At 63.3% G+C, this 19458-nt stretch carries 19 protein-coding genes; 12 read left to right on the top strand and 7 right to left on the bottom strand.

Translation table 11 applies throughout. The features are described from left to right. The first annotated feature begins 338 nt into the window (after positions 1-338). From lexA to ISP25_RS04335, 6 genes are read left to right on the top strand one after another with little or no spacing between them, the layout of a single operon-like run. Complete coding sequence (lexA, locus tag ISP25_RS04360; protein WP_404611945.1) at positions 339-941, top strand: transcriptional repressor LexA; 603 nt, start codon at positions 339-341, stop codon at positions 939-941. Between the two features lies 1 nt (position 942). Beyond that, positions 943-1569: a translesion DNA synthesis-associated protein ImuA gene (gene imuA, locus ISP25_RS04355; protein WP_404611943.1), complete on the top strand. Its 627-nt coding sequence runs from the start codon at positions 943-945 to the stop codon at positions 1567-1569. Between the two features lie 9 nt (positions 1570-1578). After that, positions 1579-2997 (top strand): Y-family DNA polymerase, encoded by a 1419-nt coding sequence (locus tag ISP25_RS04350; protein WP_404611941.1) that lies wholly within the window; start codon positions 1579-1581, stop codon positions 2995-2997. Next, on the top strand, positions 2994-6248 hold the full coding sequence (locus ISP25_RS04345; protein WP_404611939.1) for an error-prone DNA polymerase: 3255 nt from the start codon (positions 2994-2996) through the stop codon (positions 6246-6248). Before ISP25_RS04350 ends, ISP25_RS04345 begins: the two co-directional genes overlap by 4 nt. A 2-nt stretch (positions 6249-6250) precedes the next feature. Next, on the top strand, positions 6251-6883 hold the full coding sequence (locus ISP25_RS04340; RefSeq protein ID WP_404611937.1) for an alpha-ketoglutarate-dependent dioxygenase AlkB: 633 nt from the start codon (positions 6251-6253) through the stop codon (positions 6881-6883). A 13-nt stretch (positions 6884-6896) separates the two neighbouring features. Further along, a complete protein-coding gene (locus ISP25_RS04335) occupies positions 6897-7439 on the top strand; it encodes a GIY-YIG nuclease family protein (protein ID WP_404611935.1) in 543 nt (180 codons plus the stop codon). A gap of 164 nt (positions 7440-7603) precedes the next feature. Here ISP25_RS04335 and ISP25_RS04330 read toward each other — a convergent pair whose 3' ends face one another. Together ISP25_RS04330 and ISP25_RS04325 are read right to left on the bottom strand one after the other, a co-directional pair. Then, complete coding sequence (locus ISP25_RS04330) at positions 7604-8002, bottom strand: DUF302 domain-containing protein (protein ID WP_404611933.1); 399 nt, start codon at positions 8000-8002, stop codon at positions 7604-7606. Positions 8003-8299: 297 nt separating this feature from the next. After that, positions 8300-8743, bottom strand: a complete 444-nt coding sequence (locus tag ISP25_RS04325) for a hypothetical protein (RefSeq protein ID WP_404611931.1) — start codon at positions 8741-8743, stop codon at positions 8300-8302. Positions 8744-9358: 615 nt separating this feature from the next. Between ISP25_RS04325 and fosX the strand changes: the two genes are divergently transcribed. From fosX to ISP25_RS04310, 3 genes are all read left to right on the top strand, one after another. Further along, positions 9359-9778 carry a FosX/FosE/FosI family fosfomycin resistance hydrolase gene (gene fosX / locus ISP25_RS04320; RefSeq protein ID WP_404611929.1) on the top strand — a complete coding sequence of 140 codons (420 nt, stop codon included), beginning with the start codon at positions 9359-9361 and terminating at the stop codon, positions 9776-9778. A gap of 320 nt (positions 9779-10098) precedes the next feature. Then, entirely contained in the window at positions 10099-12585 is a 2487-nt protein-coding gene (locus ISP25_RS04315; protein ID WP_404611927.1) for a M1 family aminopeptidase, read from the top strand. Between the two features lie 88 nt (positions 12586-12673). After that, complete coding sequence (locus ISP25_RS04310) at positions 12674-13402, top strand: nuclear transport factor 2 family protein (RefSeq protein WP_404611925.1); 729 nt, start codon at positions 12674-12676, stop codon at positions 13400-13402. On the opposite strand, the gene ISP25_RS04305 is transcribed toward ISP25_RS04310, so the two are convergent. Further along, positions 13395-14168, bottom strand: a complete 774-nt coding sequence (locus ISP25_RS04305) for a helix-turn-helix domain-containing protein (protein ID WP_404611923.1) — start codon at positions 14166-14168, stop codon at positions 13395-13397. The genes ISP25_RS04310 and ISP25_RS04305 overlap by 8 nt on opposite strands. Before the next feature lie 14 nt (positions 14169-14182). Next, positions 14183-14692 (bottom strand): GNAT family N-acetyltransferase, encoded by a 510-nt coding sequence (locus ISP25_RS04300; RefSeq protein ID WP_192157324.1) that lies wholly within the window; start codon positions 14690-14692, stop codon positions 14183-14185. 32 nt (positions 14693-14724) lie between these two features. On the opposite strand from ISP25_RS04300, the gene ISP25_RS04295 reads away from it, so the two are divergent. The 3 genes from ISP25_RS04295 to ISP25_RS04285 all read left to right on the top strand — a co-directional run bounded on the left by ISP25_RS04295 (position 14725) and on the right by ISP25_RS04285 (position 16603). Further along, positions 14725-14955, top strand: a complete 231-nt coding sequence (locus ISP25_RS04295; protein ID WP_192157326.1) for a hypothetical protein — start codon at positions 14725-14727, stop codon at positions 14953-14955. A 234-nt stretch (positions 14956-15189) separates the two neighbouring features. After that, positions 15190-16005 carry an alpha/beta fold hydrolase gene (locus ISP25_RS04290; protein WP_404611921.1) on the top strand — a complete coding sequence of 272 codons (816 nt, stop codon included), beginning with the start codon at positions 15190-15192 and terminating at the stop codon, positions 16003-16005. A 226-nt stretch (positions 16006-16231) separates the two neighbouring features. Beyond that, positions 16232-16603, top strand: coding sequence for a YciI family protein (locus tag ISP25_RS04285; RefSeq protein WP_404611919.1), 372 nt, complete (start codon positions 16232-16234; stop codon positions 16601-16603). Between the two features lie 381 nt (positions 16604-16984). On the opposite strand, the gene ISP25_RS04280 is transcribed toward ISP25_RS04285, so the two are convergent. The 3 genes from ISP25_RS04280 to ISP25_RS04270 are packed head-to-tail and all read right to left on the bottom strand — an operon-like array spanning position 16985 to position 19448. After that, positions 16985-17545 carry a lipocalin family protein gene (locus tag ISP25_RS04280; protein WP_404611917.1) on the bottom strand — a complete coding sequence of 187 codons (561 nt, stop codon included), beginning with the start codon at positions 17543-17545 and terminating at the stop codon, positions 16985-16987. A gap of 44 nt (positions 17546-17589) precedes the next feature. Next, a complete protein-coding gene (locus tag ISP25_RS04275) occupies positions 17590-18669 on the bottom strand; it encodes an SAM-dependent methyltransferase (RefSeq protein WP_404611915.1) in 1080 nt (359 codons plus the stop codon). Beyond that, complete coding sequence (locus ISP25_RS04270; RefSeq protein ID WP_404612082.1) at positions 18669-19448, bottom strand: DUF1295 domain-containing protein; 780 nt, start codon at positions 19446-19448, stop codon at positions 18669-18671. The genes ISP25_RS04275 and ISP25_RS04270 overlap by 1 nt, the downstream gene beginning before the upstream one ends. Between the last annotated feature and the right edge of the window lie 10 nt (positions 19449-19458).

Genomic DNA, 19458 nt, shown 5'->3' with positions numbered 1-19458 from the left:
CGGATGGCATGAAGATTCGGGTCGTTCATATAGCCATTGGTTATAGGGCGCCTGCCGTTTGCCAGGCGATGGGATGGACGTCCAAACGCCAAGTCACCCATCCAAGTCACCCATCCTGGACGAGCATTCGCATGTCCGGTCACGAAGAGAATCGGGACGGACGGATACCTTTTGCGGAACAGCCTGGCGAGCTGTCATCCGTTCTTGTCCGACAGCGCCACCTCGGGATCAAGGAGGTCAACGGGATACCGTAACCATCCGGTGTCGACGTGGAATGAGGTGGACGTGGGCGGAAGGGGACTCGCAATTCGTCACGGCGAGGTGTACAAATGTACACCATGTCCCCCGAACCCTCCAGACGCCATCAGATCCTCGCCTTTATCCAGCGCCGGATCGCTGCCGGGCAGCCGCCCAGCCTCGCGGAGATCGCCGAAACGTTCGGATTCGCCTCGCGCAACGCCGCGCAGAAACACGTGCTGGCGCTGGCCGAAGCCGGATTGATCGAGCTGGTGCCGAATCAGAAGCGCGGTATCCGCCTGCCTGGGGCGGGGCGGCCGGACGTGGTGGCACTGCCGATCCTGGGCCGCGTCGCCGCGGGTGCCCCGATCGGACCGGACCTCGGCCAAGACCAGGAACTCTGGCTGGATGGACGCCTGTTCGCCCGTCGCCCGGATTACCTGCTTCGGGTGCAGGGTGATTCGATGATCGACGATGGCATCTTCGATGGCGACCTCGTCGGCGTGCACCGCACGCCGGAAGCCCGGGACGGGCAGGTCGTCGTCGCCCGCGTCGATGGCGAAATGACGATCAAGCGCCTGCAGCGCAAGCGCGACGGTATCCGGCTGTTGCCGCGCAACCCGGCCTATGCACCCATCGTGGTCTCGCCCAGCCAGGACTTCGCGATCGAAGGCATCTACTGCGGCCTGGTGCGTCGGGGCTGACATGGCGGGTATTGCCGCGCTCGAATCCCTGTTGGCCACGCAGACCCTGTGGCATGCCGGTCGCGCCACGGCCGGCACCGCGGGTGGCGAGTCTACCGGCCATGCGAATCTCGACGTGCTGTTGCCGCAACGCGGGTGGCCGCGGCGCGCGCTCACCGAGTTGCTGCTGCCGGCCGACGGCGTCGGCGAGCTGTCGCTGCTGCTGCCCACGCTGGCGCGCTTCACCCGGGCCGGCGCCACAGTCGTCCTGGTCGCGCCGCCGTATCTGCCCTATGCCCCGGCTTGGCAGGCCGCCGGTGTGGACCTGCTGCAACTGGAAGTGATCGATGCGACACCGCGCGATGCGCTATGGGCGTTCGAGCAATGCCTGCGCAGTGGCGCTTGTGCAGCGGTCGTCGGCTGGCCGCTGCAGGCCGACGCCGCGGCGCTGCGCCGCCTGCAGGTGGCGGCCGACAGCGGTGGCTGCGTGGGCTTCGCACTGCGCGATCGCTCGCATGCGGACAACCCGTCGCCTGCGGCACTGCGCCTGGAATACAGCCGCGACGGTCAGCGCACCGGTGCCTGGCATGTGCGCAAGTGCCGCGGCGGCCCGGTGCCGGCGCAGGCCTTCGCCGCGGGGGCGTGGTGAGGCGCGCGCATGTTGTGGGCCTGCATACTGTTGCCGCAGCTGGCGCTGGACGCTGTCCTTCGCCGTCTGCCTGATCCTTCCGCGCCGCTGGCGCTGATCGGTGGGCCGGCACAGCTGCGTACGCTGCACGCGGTCAATCCGGCCGCGGCCGCGGCCGGCCTGCGCGCGGGCATGCGTCTGACTGCGGCCCACGCCTTGCTGCCTGATGTCGCGATGGTCGACTACGATCCGCAGGCCGAGGCATGCTGGCAACGATTCCTCGCCGCCTGGGCCTATCGCCACAGTTCGCAGGTCAGTGCGCAGTGGCCGGGCTGCATCGTGCTGGAGGTGCGCGCGAGCTTCGGCCTGCTCGGACCCTGGCCGCGGATCGAGGCGCGATTGCGCGAGGAACTCGGCGCGCTGGGTTTCACGCATCGCATCGCCATGGCACCGACGCCACGTGCTGCGCGCGTGCTGGCCGGCCTCCGCGATGGATTGGCGGTTGTCGATCCCGCCGCCCTGCATGACTTGCTGGATCGCGTGCCGGTGCGTCGTGCGCTCTTGCCCGATGACGCGGGCGAGCGGCTTCATCGGATGGGCCTGCGCGAGCTGCGCGCCGTGCGGGCGCTGCCCGCCGATAGTGTGCGCCGCCGATTCGGCCTGCTCCTGCTCCAGCACCTCGATCGGTTGTACGGCAATGCGGATGATCCGCTGGCTTACTACGCGCCACCCGACCGCTTCGACAGCCGGATCGAGCTGGAGTGTGAGGTGGAGAGCCACACCGCGCTGCTGTTCCCGCTGCGCCGGATGATCGGCGACCTGTGCACCTGCCTGTCGATCCGGGACGGTGGCGTGCAGCGCTTCGTACTGCGGTTGGAGCACGAGGGAACGCACACCGACGTGGAGGTCGGCCTGCTGGCCGCCGAACGCGAGCCGGCGATGCTGTTCGAGCTGACCCGCGGTCGGCTGGAGCGGGTGCAGCTCGGCCGCCCCGTGGTGGCGATGCGGCTGCTCGCGCGGGAACTGCCGCCGTTCGTGCCGGCGACACGGGATCTCTTCGAGGTGCGCACGCACCAGGCACTGCCGTGGCCGCAACTGCGCGAGCGCCTGCGTGCCCGCCTTGGCGACACGGCCGTGCACCGTGTGGCACCGACCAGCGACCCGCGCCCGGAGCGCGCCTGGCGACGCGTGGAAGGAGCGGCGGCATGCATCGGCCAGGCGCCGGTCCGCCCGTCGCGGCCGCTATGGCTGCTACCCAAGCCCATTCCGCTGCGCGATGCGCGCCTGCGCATCGTTGCGGGCCCGGAACGCCTGGAAAGCGGCTGGTGGGACGGCGACGAGGCGCGCCGCGACTACTACATCCTGGAGACTTCGCAGGGGCAGCGGGCCTGGGCGTTCGCACCGCCGGGCGAGCAGGGCGGCTGGATGCTGCACGGGTGGTTTGCGTGAGCGGGGACGAGCTGGTGAACGGTGTGGCACCCGATACGCCGGGTGGCCGCCCACCGCGCGCGTGGACGGTGGCGCAGCGGCTGCATCGGACGGCGGCCAACGACGATGTGCAGGCGGACAGCTTCCCGGCCTACGCGGAATTGCACTGCCTGTCGGATTTCTCGTTCCTGCGTGGCGCGGCCAACGCGGAAGAACTGTTTTCGCGCGCAACGCAATGCGGCTACGAGGCGCTGGCGATCACCGACGAGTGTTCGCTGGCCGGCATCGTGCGTGGGCTGGAGGCCGCACGCGCCACCGGACTCACGCTGATTGTCGGCAGCGAGTTCACGCTGGCTTGCGGGCTCCGCTTCGTGCTGCTGGTCGAGACGCTGGCCGGCTACACCCGACTGTGCGAGCTGATCACCCTCGCGCGGCGTGCGGCGCGCAAGGGCGAGTACCAGCTGACGCGCGAGAACGTGGCGAGTGTCCTGGCGGCAAATCCGAAGGACGGGGCCGGCTGCGGGTTATTCGCGCTATGGCTGCCGGCGGCGGAACCTGACGAGGCGCAGGGACGCTGGCTGCAGGAACAGCTGGGCGAGCGCGCTCACCTTGCCGTGGAGCTGCACCGCGAACAGGACGATGCCGCGCGCCTGCGCCAGTTGCTCGGCCTGGCATCGCGGCTGGCCATGACGCCGGTGGCTGCCGGCGACGTGCACATGGACGTGCGACGCCGACGCGTACTGCAGGACACGATGACCGCGATTCGCCACAACACGTCGCTGGCGGACTGCGGCGAGCATCTGTTCCGCAACGGCGAGCGCCATCTGCGCACGCGGCGTGCGCTGTGCAACATCTATCCACACGCCTTGCTCGATGCGGCCGTGAAGCTGGCGCGACGTTGCACCTTCCGCATGGACGAGGTGCGCTATGCCTATCCAGCCGAGCTGGTGCCTGACGGCCACACGCCGACGAGCTGGCTGCGCGCCCTGACCGAAGCGGGCCTGCGCGCGCGCTGGCCGGAAGGCGCGCCGCCCGCGGTCGCGGCACAGATCGAGGACGAACTGGCGCTGATCGCGGAACTCAAGTACGAGGCGTTCTTCCTCACCGTCGAGGACATCGTTCGCTTCGCCCGCTCGCGCGCCATCCTGTGCCAGGGCCGCGGCTCCTCCGCCAATTCGGCGGTGTGCTATGCGTTGGGCATCACGGTGGTCAACCCCGCCGAGAGCCGATTGCTGATGGCGCGCTTCCTGTCGCGCGCGCGCAACGAGCCGCCCGACATCGACGTGGATTTCGAGCACGAACGGCGCGAGGAAGTGTTGCAGTACGTCTATGCGAAGTACGGCCGTGCGCGTGCGGCGCTGGCTGCAACCGTGATTCGCTACCGCGGCAAGAGCGCGGTGCGTGACGTTGCCAGGGCCTTCGGGTTGCCGCCGGACCAGTTGGGACTGCTCGCCGAATGCTATGGCTGGGGCAACGGTGAGACACCGATGGAGCAGCGCCTGCGCGATGCCGGCTTCGATCCGGACAATCCGCTGATTGCGCGCGTGCTGGCGGTGACGGCCCAACTGCGCGGTCATCCGCGGCACCTGTCGCAGCACGTGGGCGGCTTCATCATCAGCGATGCGTCGCTGTCGACCGTGGTGCCGGTGGAGAACGCGGCAATGGCCGAGCGCACCATCATCCAGTGGGACAAGGACGACCTGGAGACGATGCGCCTGCTCAAGGTCGACTGCCTGGCGCTCGGCATGCTGACCTGCATCCGCAAGGCAGTCGAGCTGGTCGAGCGGCATCGCGGCTACCGCATCGACCTGGCACGGCTGCCGCCTGGCGATCCGGCGACTTACGCGCTGATCCAGGCCGCCGACACCATCGGCGTGTTCCAGATCGAATCGCGCGCGCAGATGAGCATGCTGCCGCGCCTGAAGCCAAAGACCTTCTACGACCTGGTGGTCGAGGTCGCCATCGTGCGGCCCGGCCCGATCCAGGGCGGCATGGTGCATCCCTACTTGCGACGCCGGCAAGGCAAGGAGCCGGTGGTATACCCCTCCACGGAGATCGAGGACATCCTCAAGCCCACCCTGGGCGTGCCGCTGTTCCAGGAACAGGTGATGGAGCTGGTGATCCACGCCGGCTACTCGGCGGAAGAGGCCGATGGCCTGCGCCGTTCGATGGCGGCCTGGGGGCACGGTGGCGACATGGAGCCCCATCGCGTGCGTATCCGTCAACTGATGGAGGGCAAGGGCTATTCGTCCGCCTTCATCGATCAGATCTTCGAGCAGATCAAGGGCTTCGGTTCCTATGGTTTCCCGCAGTCGCACGCGGCCTCGTTTGCCAAGCTGGTCTACATCAGCTGCTGGCTGAAGCGGCACGAGCCGGCCGCGTTCGCGTGTGCACTGCTCAACGCGCAACCGATGGGTTTCTACTCGCCCAGCCAGATCGTGCAGGACGCGCGCCGCAGCGCAGGGGCGCGACCTCCCGTGGAGATCCGTCCGGTCGACGTGACCCGCAGCGCCTGGGACAACACGCTGGAAGGCGGCCACGCGCGACAAGGCATGGACGACGATGGGCAGCCCGCGTTGCGGCTGGGCATGCGGCAGGTGGCAGGACTGTCGGAGACGATGGCGCAGGCGATTGTCGCGGCGCGTGCGCAAGGAGCATTCCGCGATGTGCGCGATCTGTGCCAGCGCGCCGGACTGGACGAGAAGGCACGCCGGGTACTGGCGGAGGCGGGTGCGCTGCAGACGCTGGCCGGGCACCGTCATGCAGCACGCTGGGCGGTGGCCGGCATCGAGCAGCGTCGCCCGCTGTTGCCAGGCAGCCCTGACGAGGACGAAGTGATCTTGTCCGCACCGACAACGGGCGAGGATGTGCTGTCGGACTACCGCATCACCGGTCTGACTCTGCAGGCGCATCCGCTTTCGCTGTTGCGCCATCGGCTTCGCCAGCAGCGCGTGCTCGATTCCAATCAGCTACGTGGCTTGCCACACGGCCGCATCGTCCAGGTGGCAGGTATCGTTACCCAGCGGCAGCGCCCGGGCACCGCCAAAGGCACGGTCTTCGTCACGCTGGAAGACGAGCACGGCATGGTCAATATCGTGGTCTGGCCGGACGTGGCACTGCGCCGGCGCAAGACCCTGGTGGGCGCGCGCCTGATGCTCGTGCGCGGGCGCTGGGAGCAGGTGGACGGAGTACGGCATCTCATCGCCTGGGACCTGCACGACCTGAGTCAGCTGCTCGGCGAGCTGCGCACCACTTCGCGTGATTTCCACTGACCATGCGCGCGCTCTCCGCCCTGACGGACGACCTGTTCGCGCCATCCATGCAGCCACTGGTATCGGATGCCGAAGGCGGCATCCGCTATTGGCCACGTTTTGTCGACATGGGCACGGCCACGTTGTGGTTCGAACGCCTACGGGCGAATGCCGAGTGGTCTTCGCTGCAGCGCCCCATGTACGACCGCGTCGTCGACGTGCCGCGACTGCTCGCCGCTTACCCACTCGACGCGCTGCCCGACACGCTGCCTTTGGCCGACATGCTGGCGCGCGTGCAAGCGTTCGTGCCCGCGCCGTACAGCCATGTCGGCATGAACTTCTACCGCGATGGCCGCGACAGCGTGGCGATGCATCACGACAAGTTGCACTCATTGGCGGTCGGCCAACCGATCACGCTGGTGTCGCTGGGGTCGACCCGCCGCATGCTGATCCGTGCCATCGGCGGCCGTCGCGAGACGCTCGCGGTCGACCTCGCGCCAGGCAGCCTGCTGTGCATGAGCCATGCCTCCCAGCTCACCCACGAGCACGGCATCCCGAAGACCCGGCGCGAACAGCCGGCGCGGATCAGCGCGGCCTTCCGCGTAAGGACCGCACCGGTGGCGCACGCCTCCTGGCCCATCTCGCGGGACGCATGAAGCCGGACCGGCGGTGAGCATCTGCTACCTCTACGTGCTGCCCCTGGCCTATGAGGACATCCTCAAGGTCGGGATCTCGCACGATCCGTTCGCGCGGGCGCTCGCGTTCTCACACCGCTACTACGAGTTCTTCGACCTTTCGCGCAGCGTGCTGGTCGAGTTCGATTCCCGCAAGCAGGCACAGGCACGCGAGACGGCGCTGCATCGCCTGCTGCGCGAATGGAACGCGATGCAGCCGATCACGGTGCCACGGGCTGCTGCCGGCAAGAGGGAGTGGTATCGCGGCGCTTACGAGATGGTGCTCGCGCAAGTTGAGACCGACGAGAGAGAAGGGCGTACCGTGCACCGGCCGGCACGGTCGTGGTGGCAGGCGCGGCTGTGCGCTGAACGCGAGAAGCTTTACGAATGGACCATCCAACTGATGCGCGACGAAGCATCTCCATTGTCGCTGCATGAGCGGCGCCAGCGACTGGCCGATGTGCTGGATGCCTATGCACAACTGGGCGTTCCACTGGAGGGCGTACTGCCTCGAGAGTGCCATGAATACGGAAGGTGACCAGGCAAGTCATCGACAGTGAGAGGAAGCGGTCGGTCAAACTGGCTCCGTTGAACGTGAAGCTCAAGACGAAAACGGTCAGCGAATACGGGCGCGCCGTATCCGGCGCAGCACCAGCCCCACTACATGGGCAGCGCGCCGCTCCAAGCTCAGGCGGGTGACTTTTACTGGGCTGCCTGCGCCAACAGCGCTGCTGCGCCTGCGATGTTGGCTGCGAGGGAAGAGGATAGGCCATGCCGCTGGAGCACATAAGCAGCGTCGTTATAGGCGATCCACACCGCATCCTGCTCGTCCTGCCAGACCAGGGCTTTGAGCGGGAGATCCAGGCCGACCGAGGGCGATGCCTGCAATAGGGGAGTGCCGGCCTTGGGGTTGCCGAAGATGAGCATCTCTTCCTGCCGCATCGACAGTCCCGCACGCGTGGCATCGCCGCTGAAGTCGATCCGCGCGAATACGGTGAGGCCATGGGCCTTGAAGATGTCTTCCAGACGTCGGAGCGTGGTAGGCACATCGTGTGCCGAACGGATCTGCGCAATGCCTTGTGCTGTTTGTGTGTTGCCCATGGCTGCATGTCCTGATGGTTGGATAAGGCGGCAGAAAGCGAATGCCCGGCCCCTATGAGATCGGAGGGGTGGCATCCAGACGCCGAGTCGTCGGATGCCATTCATTACCGGTCCCATCAAGCATGGATCGGAAAAGCTAAGCACCTTCCGACGCATGGAGAGAGTGGGCCCGCCAGCCTACTTCAAACAGGTCGCAGCGCAGGCCCCCGCCTGAGCGCGGATCGTACCCACCCTGTCGGAAGGCGCGGTGTCCCATGCAAGTCATGTTGCCTCTGAATGTAATTCAATATACCCGCGTCATATCAAATTATAGACAAATATTTCATTACGTGAAATGCATTCTCCATTATTAACCACGTCAACTCTTATTCTATAAAATTTAATATATCCGTTTATTAATTTCACAAATTCTTCAAAATTGTACATACGACTAGAGAAGACCACTCTCCCGCCGCTTAAGATGTGAATCTTTGATTTTTTTATTGGGTGTACATGAAAAAATCTGCTCACCTTTCCACCGGGCGCCACAATGGTTAAATTCTTAAATGATTTAATGTTTTCCCAGTCAAGCGACTGGAGCGTCTTACCCTTAAATACCTTGGAAATGCCAGTATCATCGATAACAAGATCTGATTCCATAATAAACGCTGAATACCAGACAATGGCCAAAAGGGGAAATAGACCTAAGACGGCAAGGGCGCCCTGACCAAAACCAGCACTCACCGTCACCGCTACCGTCACGCATGTGTATATAAAAAAATCACAATAGCCCCGAGAGATAGGGATGGAAAATTCAAAAATTTAAACACCATATCTTCGATCCTTGTAGTGAATAGAAAGCAATCAACTATTTTTACGTAATATATTGCTGGTAGGTTATACCAACTCTTGAAGATTGTCCATTCGTTAATGATGCGCCTTGATGGCTAAATGTAGCGTTAGCCGAATTTAGATCTAACGCAATCCCAAGGAGATTATTTGACACGGCCGTGGCGCTTAATATCGCATCCGTCACTCGGTCTGCAGTTTCGTCATGCGTTAATTGTCCCAGTAGCCAAGCCAGAACCAAAGCCAACAAAAAGACCTTTCCAGCCTCCGGCCGCATAACGGCTGTCCTCGCCACTCGTAGCGCCAACTCTCGCCCTCAAGAAAGTAGCCTTCCGCTCAATTCTGGAACCCAACCTGTGGCAACTGAGATATTCAAAAATTCTTGTGCTGTTATCACTTGAAAAATCTAGCTTCCACTCTGGTTGTTGAAACTCGTGTAGCCTTGGCCATCGACACTGTTCGCGCCTGATCGTTGGACCTTGTCGGGGGGATGCCGCGGGGTTGCCAGCTTCGACATGGGTAAGATGCATGCATGCCATCAGCCACATCACCTTCATGGCGCGCGACCTGGATCGCATGAAGGCGGTCTTGTGCGAGGTGCTCGGGGCACGCGAAATCTACGACAGCATCGAACGCAATTTTTCTCTTTCGCGCGAGAAGTTCTTCCTGTTGAATGGCTTGTGGATTGCCGTGATGGAAGGCGATTCGCGCGAGCGCAGGTCTTATGAGCATGTTGCCTTCCGCGTTAACCGCGAGGATCTTGCAGCCTGTATTCCGAAGATCGAGGCAATGGGCCTGGACATCCTTCCTCCGCGACCCAGGAAGGATGGGGAAGGGGAGTCGCTTTATTTCTACGACTTCGACAACCATCTTTTTGAACTGCATACGGGGACGCTGGAAGAGCGCCTCGCCTGCTATGGGAAGCTGTCGCCGGCCGAAGAATGTTGAGGAAGACCGGGCGATATCCGGGACGCCATCGCGGTCTGCGCATCGGAGGTCGGCCAGGGCGGGATGCCGAAGCTTACCGCCTCGCTTTCGTACCGCCGTGCATGGGTCATCGGCCCGCGAAAGCGCCATTCGCCGGTGAGCGTCAAATGCGTTCAAGACACCGACGGTTCCGGCAGGCAACTTACGGCGCAATGAACATATCCTTCCTTGCCAACGATGCCATGCCGCTTGCTCCGAGCCCCTCCCGGTTGCGCTGCGACTTCCGAGTACGGGGAACACCTGTGGTGCGCAGTTCATGGTGGCGCACCGGATTCCGGCGCATGGGTCTGCTCCTGGCGCTGCTTTTTACCGGAGTGCTCCACGCCGCGCCGGACGCGGACAGTCCTGCGGCCATGCGTTGGGCACCGAGCCGGAGCTACCACGTCGAGAACTACAAGCTGCGGCTCCACTTCGACCAGGCCAGACGGGAAGTATTCGGTGACGAGATTGTCACCATCCGGCCCTTTGCTGCCGGGTTCGACCGGTTTTGCATCAACAGCGAAGACATGACGATCGAGTCCGTGGCGCTCGTTCGCACCGACGGTGCTGTCGAGGCACTGCCGCACGACACGGACAACAGCTGTCTCTGGATCAGCTTGCAGCGCGCTTACGGTCCGTCGGACTCACTGGGTATCCGCATCGTCTATCACGGCGTTCCCAGCGCCGGACTTTACTTCGTCAATCCTGGCAAGGACGACCCGGGTGTGCCGCCGCAGATCTACACGCAGGGGGAGCCCGAGTTCAACCACCACTGGTTTCCGTGCTGGGACTATCCCAACGACATGGCCACCAGCGAAACGATCACCACCGTACCCGAAGGGCAAGTCGTCGTTTCCAATGGCACCCTGGAGAGCGTGAAGCATGCAGGCGGCCAGGTGACGTACGACTGGGTGGAGCATGTTCCGCATAGCGCATATCTGCTGTCCCTGGCGATCGGTCCATGGAAGCAATTGCATGACAGCTACGACGGCAAGCCGGTGGATTACTTCGTCGATCGGCGCGTCGACGACGCGACGGCGTTACGCACCTTCCATCTCACGCCCGACATGATCGGATTCTTCTCGCGCGCCACGGGCATTGGATATCCCTACGAGAAATACGATCAGGTGACCGTGCACGACTTCATTTTCGGCGGTCAGGAAAATGTCAGCGCCACGACCCTGGTCGACGAGGCGCTGCACGATGCGAGAGCCGAAGCAGACTATCCCAGCACCATCCTTGTCGCGCACGAGCTCGGTCAGCACTGGTTCGGTGATTACGTGCAAGGCCGGGACTGGGCCAATATCTGGCTCAACGAGGGTTTCGCCACGTACCTGACCGCGCTGTATACGCAGTACCACGAGAGCAACGACGCATACCGCTACGAAATCTACGGCGACCAGAAAGCCGCCCTTCATGCCGATGCGACGGAGAACAACCGTCCGATCGTCTATCGCAAATATGTCGATCCGATGGACATGCTCGAGCAGATCACCCACGAGAAAGGCGCTTCCGTGCTGGACATGATGCGCTACGTGCTGGACGGCGAGAGCGCCATGACGATCCCGGCGTCGCAGAACGAAATCATGTTCCACGCGCTCAACGATTACCTTGCCGCGCATCATGCCCAGACTGCCGATACGGCTGATCTCATCAGCAGCATCCGGTCCAGCAGCGGGCAGGACCTCTCTTGGTTCTTCTACGAGTGGGTGTTCAAGGGTGGCCACCCTGCCTATCGCGTCTCGGCGAGCTACGACCCGGCACGTCGGATGGAAATCGTGAAAGTGGCGCAGACACGGGAGGTGAATGCGAACACGCCGATCTTCGATATGCCGATCCATCTCGCCTTCTTCGGCGACAACAACCGGCAGGTCGACAGGCAGGTGCGAGATGATGCCGCGAACCAGGAGTTCGACATTCCGTTGGTCTTCAAGCCCAAGTGGGTCGATTTCGATCCTGACGACGTACTCTTCAAGACGGTCGCATTTCCCAAGCCGGACGAAGAGCTCGGCGTACAGGCGTTGCACGATCCGCACATGATGAGTCGCCTGTGGGCGGTCAAGCAGTTGGGCGAGCATGCCGCGGCAGACAAGGACTGTTGCGTGCAGGCCATCGACAGCGTGTTGAACAACGACACGTTCTACGGGGTCCGCATCGAAGCAGCATCCAGCCTGGGGCAGAGCCATGCCGAACAGGCAAAGCGGGCGTTGTTATCCGCACTGGGACAAGACAATAGCCAGGTGCGCACCGCGGTGGTCGGCGCGATGGGCCATTTCCTCGGCGACCCGGGCGTGCGGCAGGCGTTGCTGAAGGCGATGCGGGACGACCCAAGCTATGCGGTGCAGGCCGCGGCGGCCGAGCAGATCGGCCGCTCCGGCAGTCCCAGGGCGTTTGATGCACTGCGGGCAGTGTTGGCTTCCACCCGGGATATCAACGTGACGATCGGTGCATTGAACGGGCTGGCTGCGATGAAGACGCCGCAGGCCACGCACGTCGTCTTCACCTATGCGAAGCCTGGACCTCCGAAACGCGTCCGCCTAGTCGCTCTGACGCACCTGCAGACGTTGAAGGACTCATTGCCTCCCGACGACAGGCAAGCGGTGACTCAGCTCGTCGGTGATGCCATCGAGGACTCCTTCCTGGAGATACACGAAATCGGCGTACAGCTGGTCGGCACCTTCGGGCTCAGGCAGTTCAGGCCGGAAGTTGAGCGCGATGCCAGGAGGGCCGTGATCATGGACGACCGCGTGGACGCGCAGCACGTGCTTGAGGGCCTGGACAAGAAGTGACCACCGCCAGTGCAAGGCATACCGGCGTCGTCCGGCCTCGATCGTCATCTCAAGTGTTTTCCATTGCCAAGCCAAGGGAGCGTCGCCCGTGACCAAGCTTTCGCTGATGTCCATGCCGCTGCTGATGGCAGCATGCCTGGCCTGTTACGCACAGGATTCGGGCACGATGACCCAGGAAGAGTTGGTGCGCCTGACACAGGAGCGCATGCATGCCGTCGATGCCGGAAACCCCAAGCCGTTCGACGAGCAGTTCGCCGACGATGCGCTGGTCTTCGATGAGCGCGGGCGCAGCATGGACAAGGCGCGCTTGTTGAAGGAGATCACGCCGCTGTCGAAAGGGGATGTCGGAACACTCGATCTGGTGAACCCGGTCAGCCGCACGGTCGGGGACACCATCGTGCTCGGCTACGACCTCAACGAGACGGAAACCATCTTCGGCCAGCTCAACACGGCGCGCTATCACGGGACGGATACGTGGATAAGGCGCAACGGGAAATGGCAGATCATCGCCGAGCAGACGTTTCGCTATTACGCCGATCCGAACCCGGGAGTGCCGGACATGGGCAGGTACCCGCGCTATGTCGGTCAATACCAGCTTGGTCCGGGTGTGACTCTCACGATCTCCCGGGAGGGGTCCAGTCTTTATGCGCAGGAAATCGGCAAGCAGAAACGGCAACTGATCCCCGAAGCGGCGGACATTTTCTTCAGCAAAGGTGTGGAAGGCCGCGAGCTCTTCAAATACGACGGCCAGGGCAAGGTGGTTGCCTATGTCGAGCGTCGCAACAACGAAGACCTTGTCTGGAAAAGACTCAACTGAGGTAGCGACGCCCGGTTGCGAGCCCGCGCCATGTCGTGGGCGAAAGGCCGGTAAGCCGATGGATCCATCGTGTCATGTGTGCCTGGTCGGCGAACCCCGCTTCGGCGGCGATCTCGCCGAGACGATCGTCTGCATGCGTGATGCGAAACCAGGCCGCCTTTGCCTTCAATTCGGCCCGGAACACTTCGGGCGTGGTGCCGTAGGCCTTTGAAAAGCCGCGCGACACCGTTTCGGGTGCCAAACCGTTCCTGCTCGCCCAATGGCCAAGCGACATTGACACGTCGTTCGCCAGGTCTGCAGCAAGCTGGTCCGGCCAGTCGTTGCGCAGTCCGCAGGGGATCGAGAGTCCATGGAGAACGGCATGGGCGAGGCGCTCGCTTGCTTCGGGCACGTCGGTTTCGGCGACGCGCGCCAATTCGTCCAAGTCCTTCAGCCTGTACAACCCGCCGGTTCCGCAGCGATCGATCCACGGCAACCGGATCAGCTTGACGGTGGATGAGACGTGGTGGTTTTCGTGGGCGTCGAGCTGCGGATGCACGAGCACGTCGCCGGCGGTCGCGCGGATGCGGCCGGCATAGCTGGATTCCTCGAAGGTTCCGCTGACGACCACGGTCGCATACGCGTCCAGATGGCGATGACGCGCTCGTCGCAGATTGTCGAGTACCTCGACCCCGTGCTCGACCTGCCGCAGCGGAGCATGCTGCGCCGACGGTCGCTTGCCATCGGTCTGTCCGGCAGGCATCGGCTTCCTCGAGACGAGTTGCATGGCAGGCTCGGCTTTCATGGGTCGCTGATGAAATACCGGCTCGGTTCGCTGTACCCGGGAATGCTCATCTCCGCTTCGAAGCGGAATCCGAGCTTTTCGAGCACGCGGATCGATGCGGCATTCCGTGGCGCGGTAATCGCCACGATGCGCGCCATATCCAACTGCCTTCTCGCATGTTCGAGCACGGCGGCGCAGGATTCGCTGGCATAACCACGGCCATGGTGGCGTTTCAGGAAGGCGTAGCCGATATCCGGATAGTCGAGCGTGTCACGGCGGATCAAGCCGCACATCCCCACCGGTTCTCCGTCTTGCTTCAAGCGCACCATGCAGAGGCCATGCCCGTGACTGGCATACATCGCCATAGGCCCGTCGCGCAGATACGCCTCGGCACCGGCGATGTCACGTACTCCCTTGTCGGCGATGTTCTCGATGAAATCGGGCTCGTTGAGCAGCTCGAGAACGAAGCCAGCGTCGTCGAGGGTGAATCGTTCGATGCGGAGCCGCTCGGTTTCAATGGGGGGCACGGGATAGTTCCGTAGAGTTTCGCGATCGAAGCGTGGCCAGCTCCGGCCGGGATCGTCACATTCGCTTTGCCGATCGAGATGTCGAATCCGATTTTCAGGTCGCCTGCTCCAATTTATTCCCCGCTGAGAGTAAGCCACCAATGCTCAAAGTCACGCATGCTGCAGGGGGCATTCACGGCAAGAAGACGGTATGGAAACTGTTGCTTGTTTCAGCTGCATCGCTGGCCATGGTCGGGAAATCGGGTGGCTGCGAGGGACGATGAAACGGGCAGTAGTGCAGGGCGATCGGGGGCGGATGCCAAGGTGTGCGAATCTCGCTAGTGACTAGTGAGGGAGCGCAGCGGATTCAATGCCCAGGCAAGTCATCGACAGGACGACGCCGTGCCGGAACCCGTGCATCCAAATGTGCCTCGACTCTGCTGACAGAACCTGTCAGTACCGCTTGCTAGCCTCACTCCCATCCAGCCAACCACCTGATGCCACGGTAAGGAGAAGATATGAGCAAGCCGAGTTCGCAGATCGAGACGCGCGATGGTGTTTCCCTGTATTGGCGGGAATGGGGGCAGGGAGCGCCCGTGCTCTTCGTGCACTCCTGGGCGCTGCAGAGCCGGATGTGGGATTACCAGTTCGCGTCGCTCGGCGACAGGATGAGGTGCATCGCTTTCGACCGCAGAGGGCACGGTCGCTCCGATTGCCCTCCCGGCGGATACGATTACGACACGCTTGCAGACGATATGGCGGATGTCATCAGTGCGTTGGATCTCCGGGAACTGACGCTGGTCGGTCACTCGATGGGCGGTTCGGAAATCATTCGCTACCTCACACGCCACGGCAGCAGTCGGGTAAAGCGTATCGTGCTCCTTGCGCCGGTATTGCCGTACCTGACGAAGAGCGCCGACAACCCTGCAGGCGTTCCGGAAGAAAAATTCGAGATGGTCCGGGCCCTTTGGCGGACGGATTTTCCCCGATGGGTCGTCGACAATACGCCAGCTTTTTTCTCGCCCGAGACCTCGGAGCAGATGATGGAATGGGGCGCGAAACTCTTGCTGGAAACGCCGTTGCCCGTGGCGATCGAGTGCAACCGCGCCGTCACGGGCACGGACTTTCGCGCAGAACTTTCCAGGATCGAGGTTCCGACCTTGCTCATTCACGGGACTAAGGATGTATCCATCCCGATTGACCTGGCAGGGCCTCCCACGGCGGCCTTGATCCCACACTGCACGTTCAAGGTCTACGAAGGCGCGCCGCACGGTCTCATGTATACGCATGCAGAGCAGTTGCACGCCGACCTGTGTGCGTTTGTGGGCGTTTGAGAGCCAGAATGACCATCACACAGGAGGCGGAGCGGTCTTTGCGGAAAGTGCACGTCGCTTTATTCGCCGTGATCCGGGCAATGCGAACGGATGGGATTGCCGGGGATGGGCCGAAGCCTGCATGACCCAAGACGGGCAGGCAGAGACCCGCTACAAGTTTTCCGAGCGTTGTCGAATTCCGATCAGCAGCTTCGTCGCCAGGGCACCTCCACTCAAAGGATCTCCCATGAAATACCTCGGCCTGGCCTACTTCACTCCCGAAAAATTCGCCGCAATGGCGTCAGACGACGTCAAGGAACTGGTAAGCCAATGCCCTGCACTGGACGAGAAGATGCGCGCTACCGGCAAGGTGTTGGTTTCCGCGTCGCTGGGCGATCTGGACAACTGGAGGACGCTTCGCCCGCGCAACGGCAAGACGCACGTCAGTGACGGGCCTTACACCGAATCGAAGGAAGTGGTTGGCGGCCTGTTCATCATCGAGGCGGACAGCCACGACGAGGCGCTGCGTATCGCATCCATGCATCCGGCTGCCATGCTGGGCGAAGCAGGCGGTTGGGCCGTCGAGCTTATCCCGATGGATTTCTACCTGGCCCAATGAAGGCTTGAATGCCCGCCTCGCAGGGGCTTTGGTGCCCTTCCTCCCTAAACGCCTTCATGGTTGCGAATCGCCGCAGCGATGTCTGCTTCTGGCCGAAAGAGGGGCCTCGGACAGGGCGATTAGTCCGTGTTATCTGAATAGGGCAGCTTGGACTTCTGGTCTTCGAAGGGAACCCATAGGGGTGGATCGATGGATCAAGGATCCGTGATTTGTGCGCCATGGCTCTGGTCGAGCTAGAGGCTTTCGATCAGGTCGATGATTCCCGACGTCTACCTTGCGCACGAGCATGTGGAACGCGGCAACGGTCTGCTCATGGCTAAAGTTGCAGTGGCTACTATCAGTCGGTGCAAGGACGGTTAATCACTTTCCGTTTGAACCGGGTTATCGCTGGGGCAGGGTGATTTGCCTGCTCTGTCCAGAGTGCAGCGCGCTGTCAGGCGTAGCCACCCATGATTGGGGGATCCTTCGGAGCGCTGATGTGTCGTAGCCCATCGCCGCGACCTGCGTCCGCAGCGATGCCCAGTCCGCCGCCGTCACGGTGGGCGTGCGCGCGAACACCCATGTGTAGTCGCGCGCATCGCGTGCGACGATCATTTCGCTGTAATCGGGCTTGAGCCACGCCACGACATACTGTGCCTTGATCGGCCAGAACACCTGAACTCCCCACACGCTGCTGCCGGTATTGGGCCGCACGTAGGCGGTGGAATGGATCTGTTTCAGCGGCCCGTCGGCGGCGCCTTTGTTGAAGCAGAGCGTGGTAATGACATTGCCGTCGGGCTGCAACGTGTAGGTTTCCACCGCGTTCCACGCATTGCGTTCGAATACAGTGGGTATGGCGGCGATCATGTACCAGGTGCCCATGAAACGCGGAAGGTCCACGTGCGGCACGGGCTGGATCGGCGGCAGCGTGCCCGCGGAGGCGACGCTGGAAAACAAAGCCATTCCTAGTACAAGCGCGCGGAAGGTTCGCACGACGCAGCCAGGCCTCATGGCCGAATGAAGCGGTAATGCGCTACCAGCCATTCCTGGCCGTTGGCATAGCCGAACAATTCGGCGCAGGCCATCCAGAACATGCGCCAGCGCTGGAACCACAACGAAGCGTGTTCGCCGTAGGCCTCGCGCAGCACGGCCATCACCGCCTCGCGCTGGCTATCCTGACGCTGCAGCCAGTGGTTGGCGGTCTTCTCGTAGTGCGTGCCATCCACCGACCAGCGCTGTTCGATGGCGAGCGCCTGCTGGAAATGCAGCAAGGTGTCGCCGGCGGGCATCAGGCCGCCGGTGAAGAAGTGCCGACCCATCCAGTTGTCCGCACCCGCCGTCTCGAACGGATACGCCAGCTCACGGTGCGCGAAGATGTGCACGAACAGTTTGCCGCCGGGCACCAGCCAGCTGGCGATGCGCTGCATCAGCACCTGGTAGTTGCGCATGTGCTCGAACATCTCGATGGAGACGCAGCGGTCGAACTGCTCCTCCGCCATGGCGAGCGTGTTCACGTCCTGGGTCAATACGTGGACGTTGCTCAGGCCGCGCAGCCGGCATTGCATCTCGATGTGGCGACGCTGGCGGTGCGAGTTGGAGACAGCGGTGATGTGCGCGTTGGGATAGCGTGCGGCCATCCACAAGGTGAACGAGCCCCAGCCGCAGCCGAGCTCAAGGATGCGCTGCCCGTCGGCCAGCTCGGCGCGTTCGCCGTACAGTGCCAGCATCGCATCCTCTGCCTCGGCCAGCGTCTCGTTGCCGCGCGGGTAGTAGCAGCACGAGTACTTCAGGCGCGGGCCGAGGCAACGTTCGAAGAACGCCGACGGCAATTCGTAGTGCTGCGCATTGGCCGCCGCCGTTTCGATGGCCAGCGGGCTGCGCTTGAGCATGTCGATCAGCCGCGACTGCCGCTCTGCCTGCGCGGAAAGGCCGCCGGCGCGTTCCTCGCGCAGGCGCCCGGCGCACATGCGACGGATGCCGAGGCGCAGCAGCGCGTCGGGCAACAGACCGCGTTCGGCCAAGCCGAGCACGCCGGCTGCCGCGTGCTCGGCCGACAGTTCCAGGGTGTCCTGGGCAACGGTATGCATCATTCGGTCCTCAGGCCGGTGGAGCGTTTTGGGAACCACGGGAAAAGCATCGGCGTGCTGCGCTGGTAGGCGCGGTAGTCCTCACCGCGGGTACGCAACGCCTGCGCCTCGGTGAACGGGATGCCGCTGATGAAGCGCAGGAAGAGAAACATCAGCACCGGTCCGCTCCACGCAAGCCAGGCCAGCGGCGAGCCGACCGCGAGCGCGACGTAGGCGAACCAGTGCAGCCATTCGAAGAAGTAGTTCGGATGGCGCGAATAGCGCCATAGCCCGCAGCGACAGGTCCGGCCGCGATGTTGCGGCTGGCCGCGAAAGCGCGCGAGCTGGGCATCGGCGACGGCTTCGCCGAGCACGCCGGCGATCCAGATCACTACGCCAGCGATCAGCCATGGGCGACGGACGGCTGCGTTCGTCGCCACCGCCACGAAGGGCAGGGCGAACAGCGGAATCAGCATCGCCTGGAACTGGAAGAACGCGAACAGTATGCGCTGGTCGCCGCGCCAATGCTCGCGCATGGTGCGATAGCGGCCATCCTCCGGTTCGTGGCCCACGCGCCGCCACAGGTGCAGCGCCAATCGCAAGCCCCACAAGCCGCTCAGCAGGCCGAGCAGCAGACGCGGCGCCGTCGCACCGGGACCGAACCAGGCCAGCAGCGCCGCGGCGCCGCATAGGCCGGTGGCCCACAACACGTCGACGACGCCCGTGTTGGTATGCCGCCGCTGCCAGTGCCAGCCCAGCGCCATCATCGGTGCGGCCAGCACCCACACCAGCAGCAGGATCAGCCACGCG

The sequence above is a fragment of the Rhodanobacter hydrolyticus genome (genome assembly GCF_044904645.1).
This window is presented reverse-complemented; position numbering and strand designations above follow the sequence as displayed.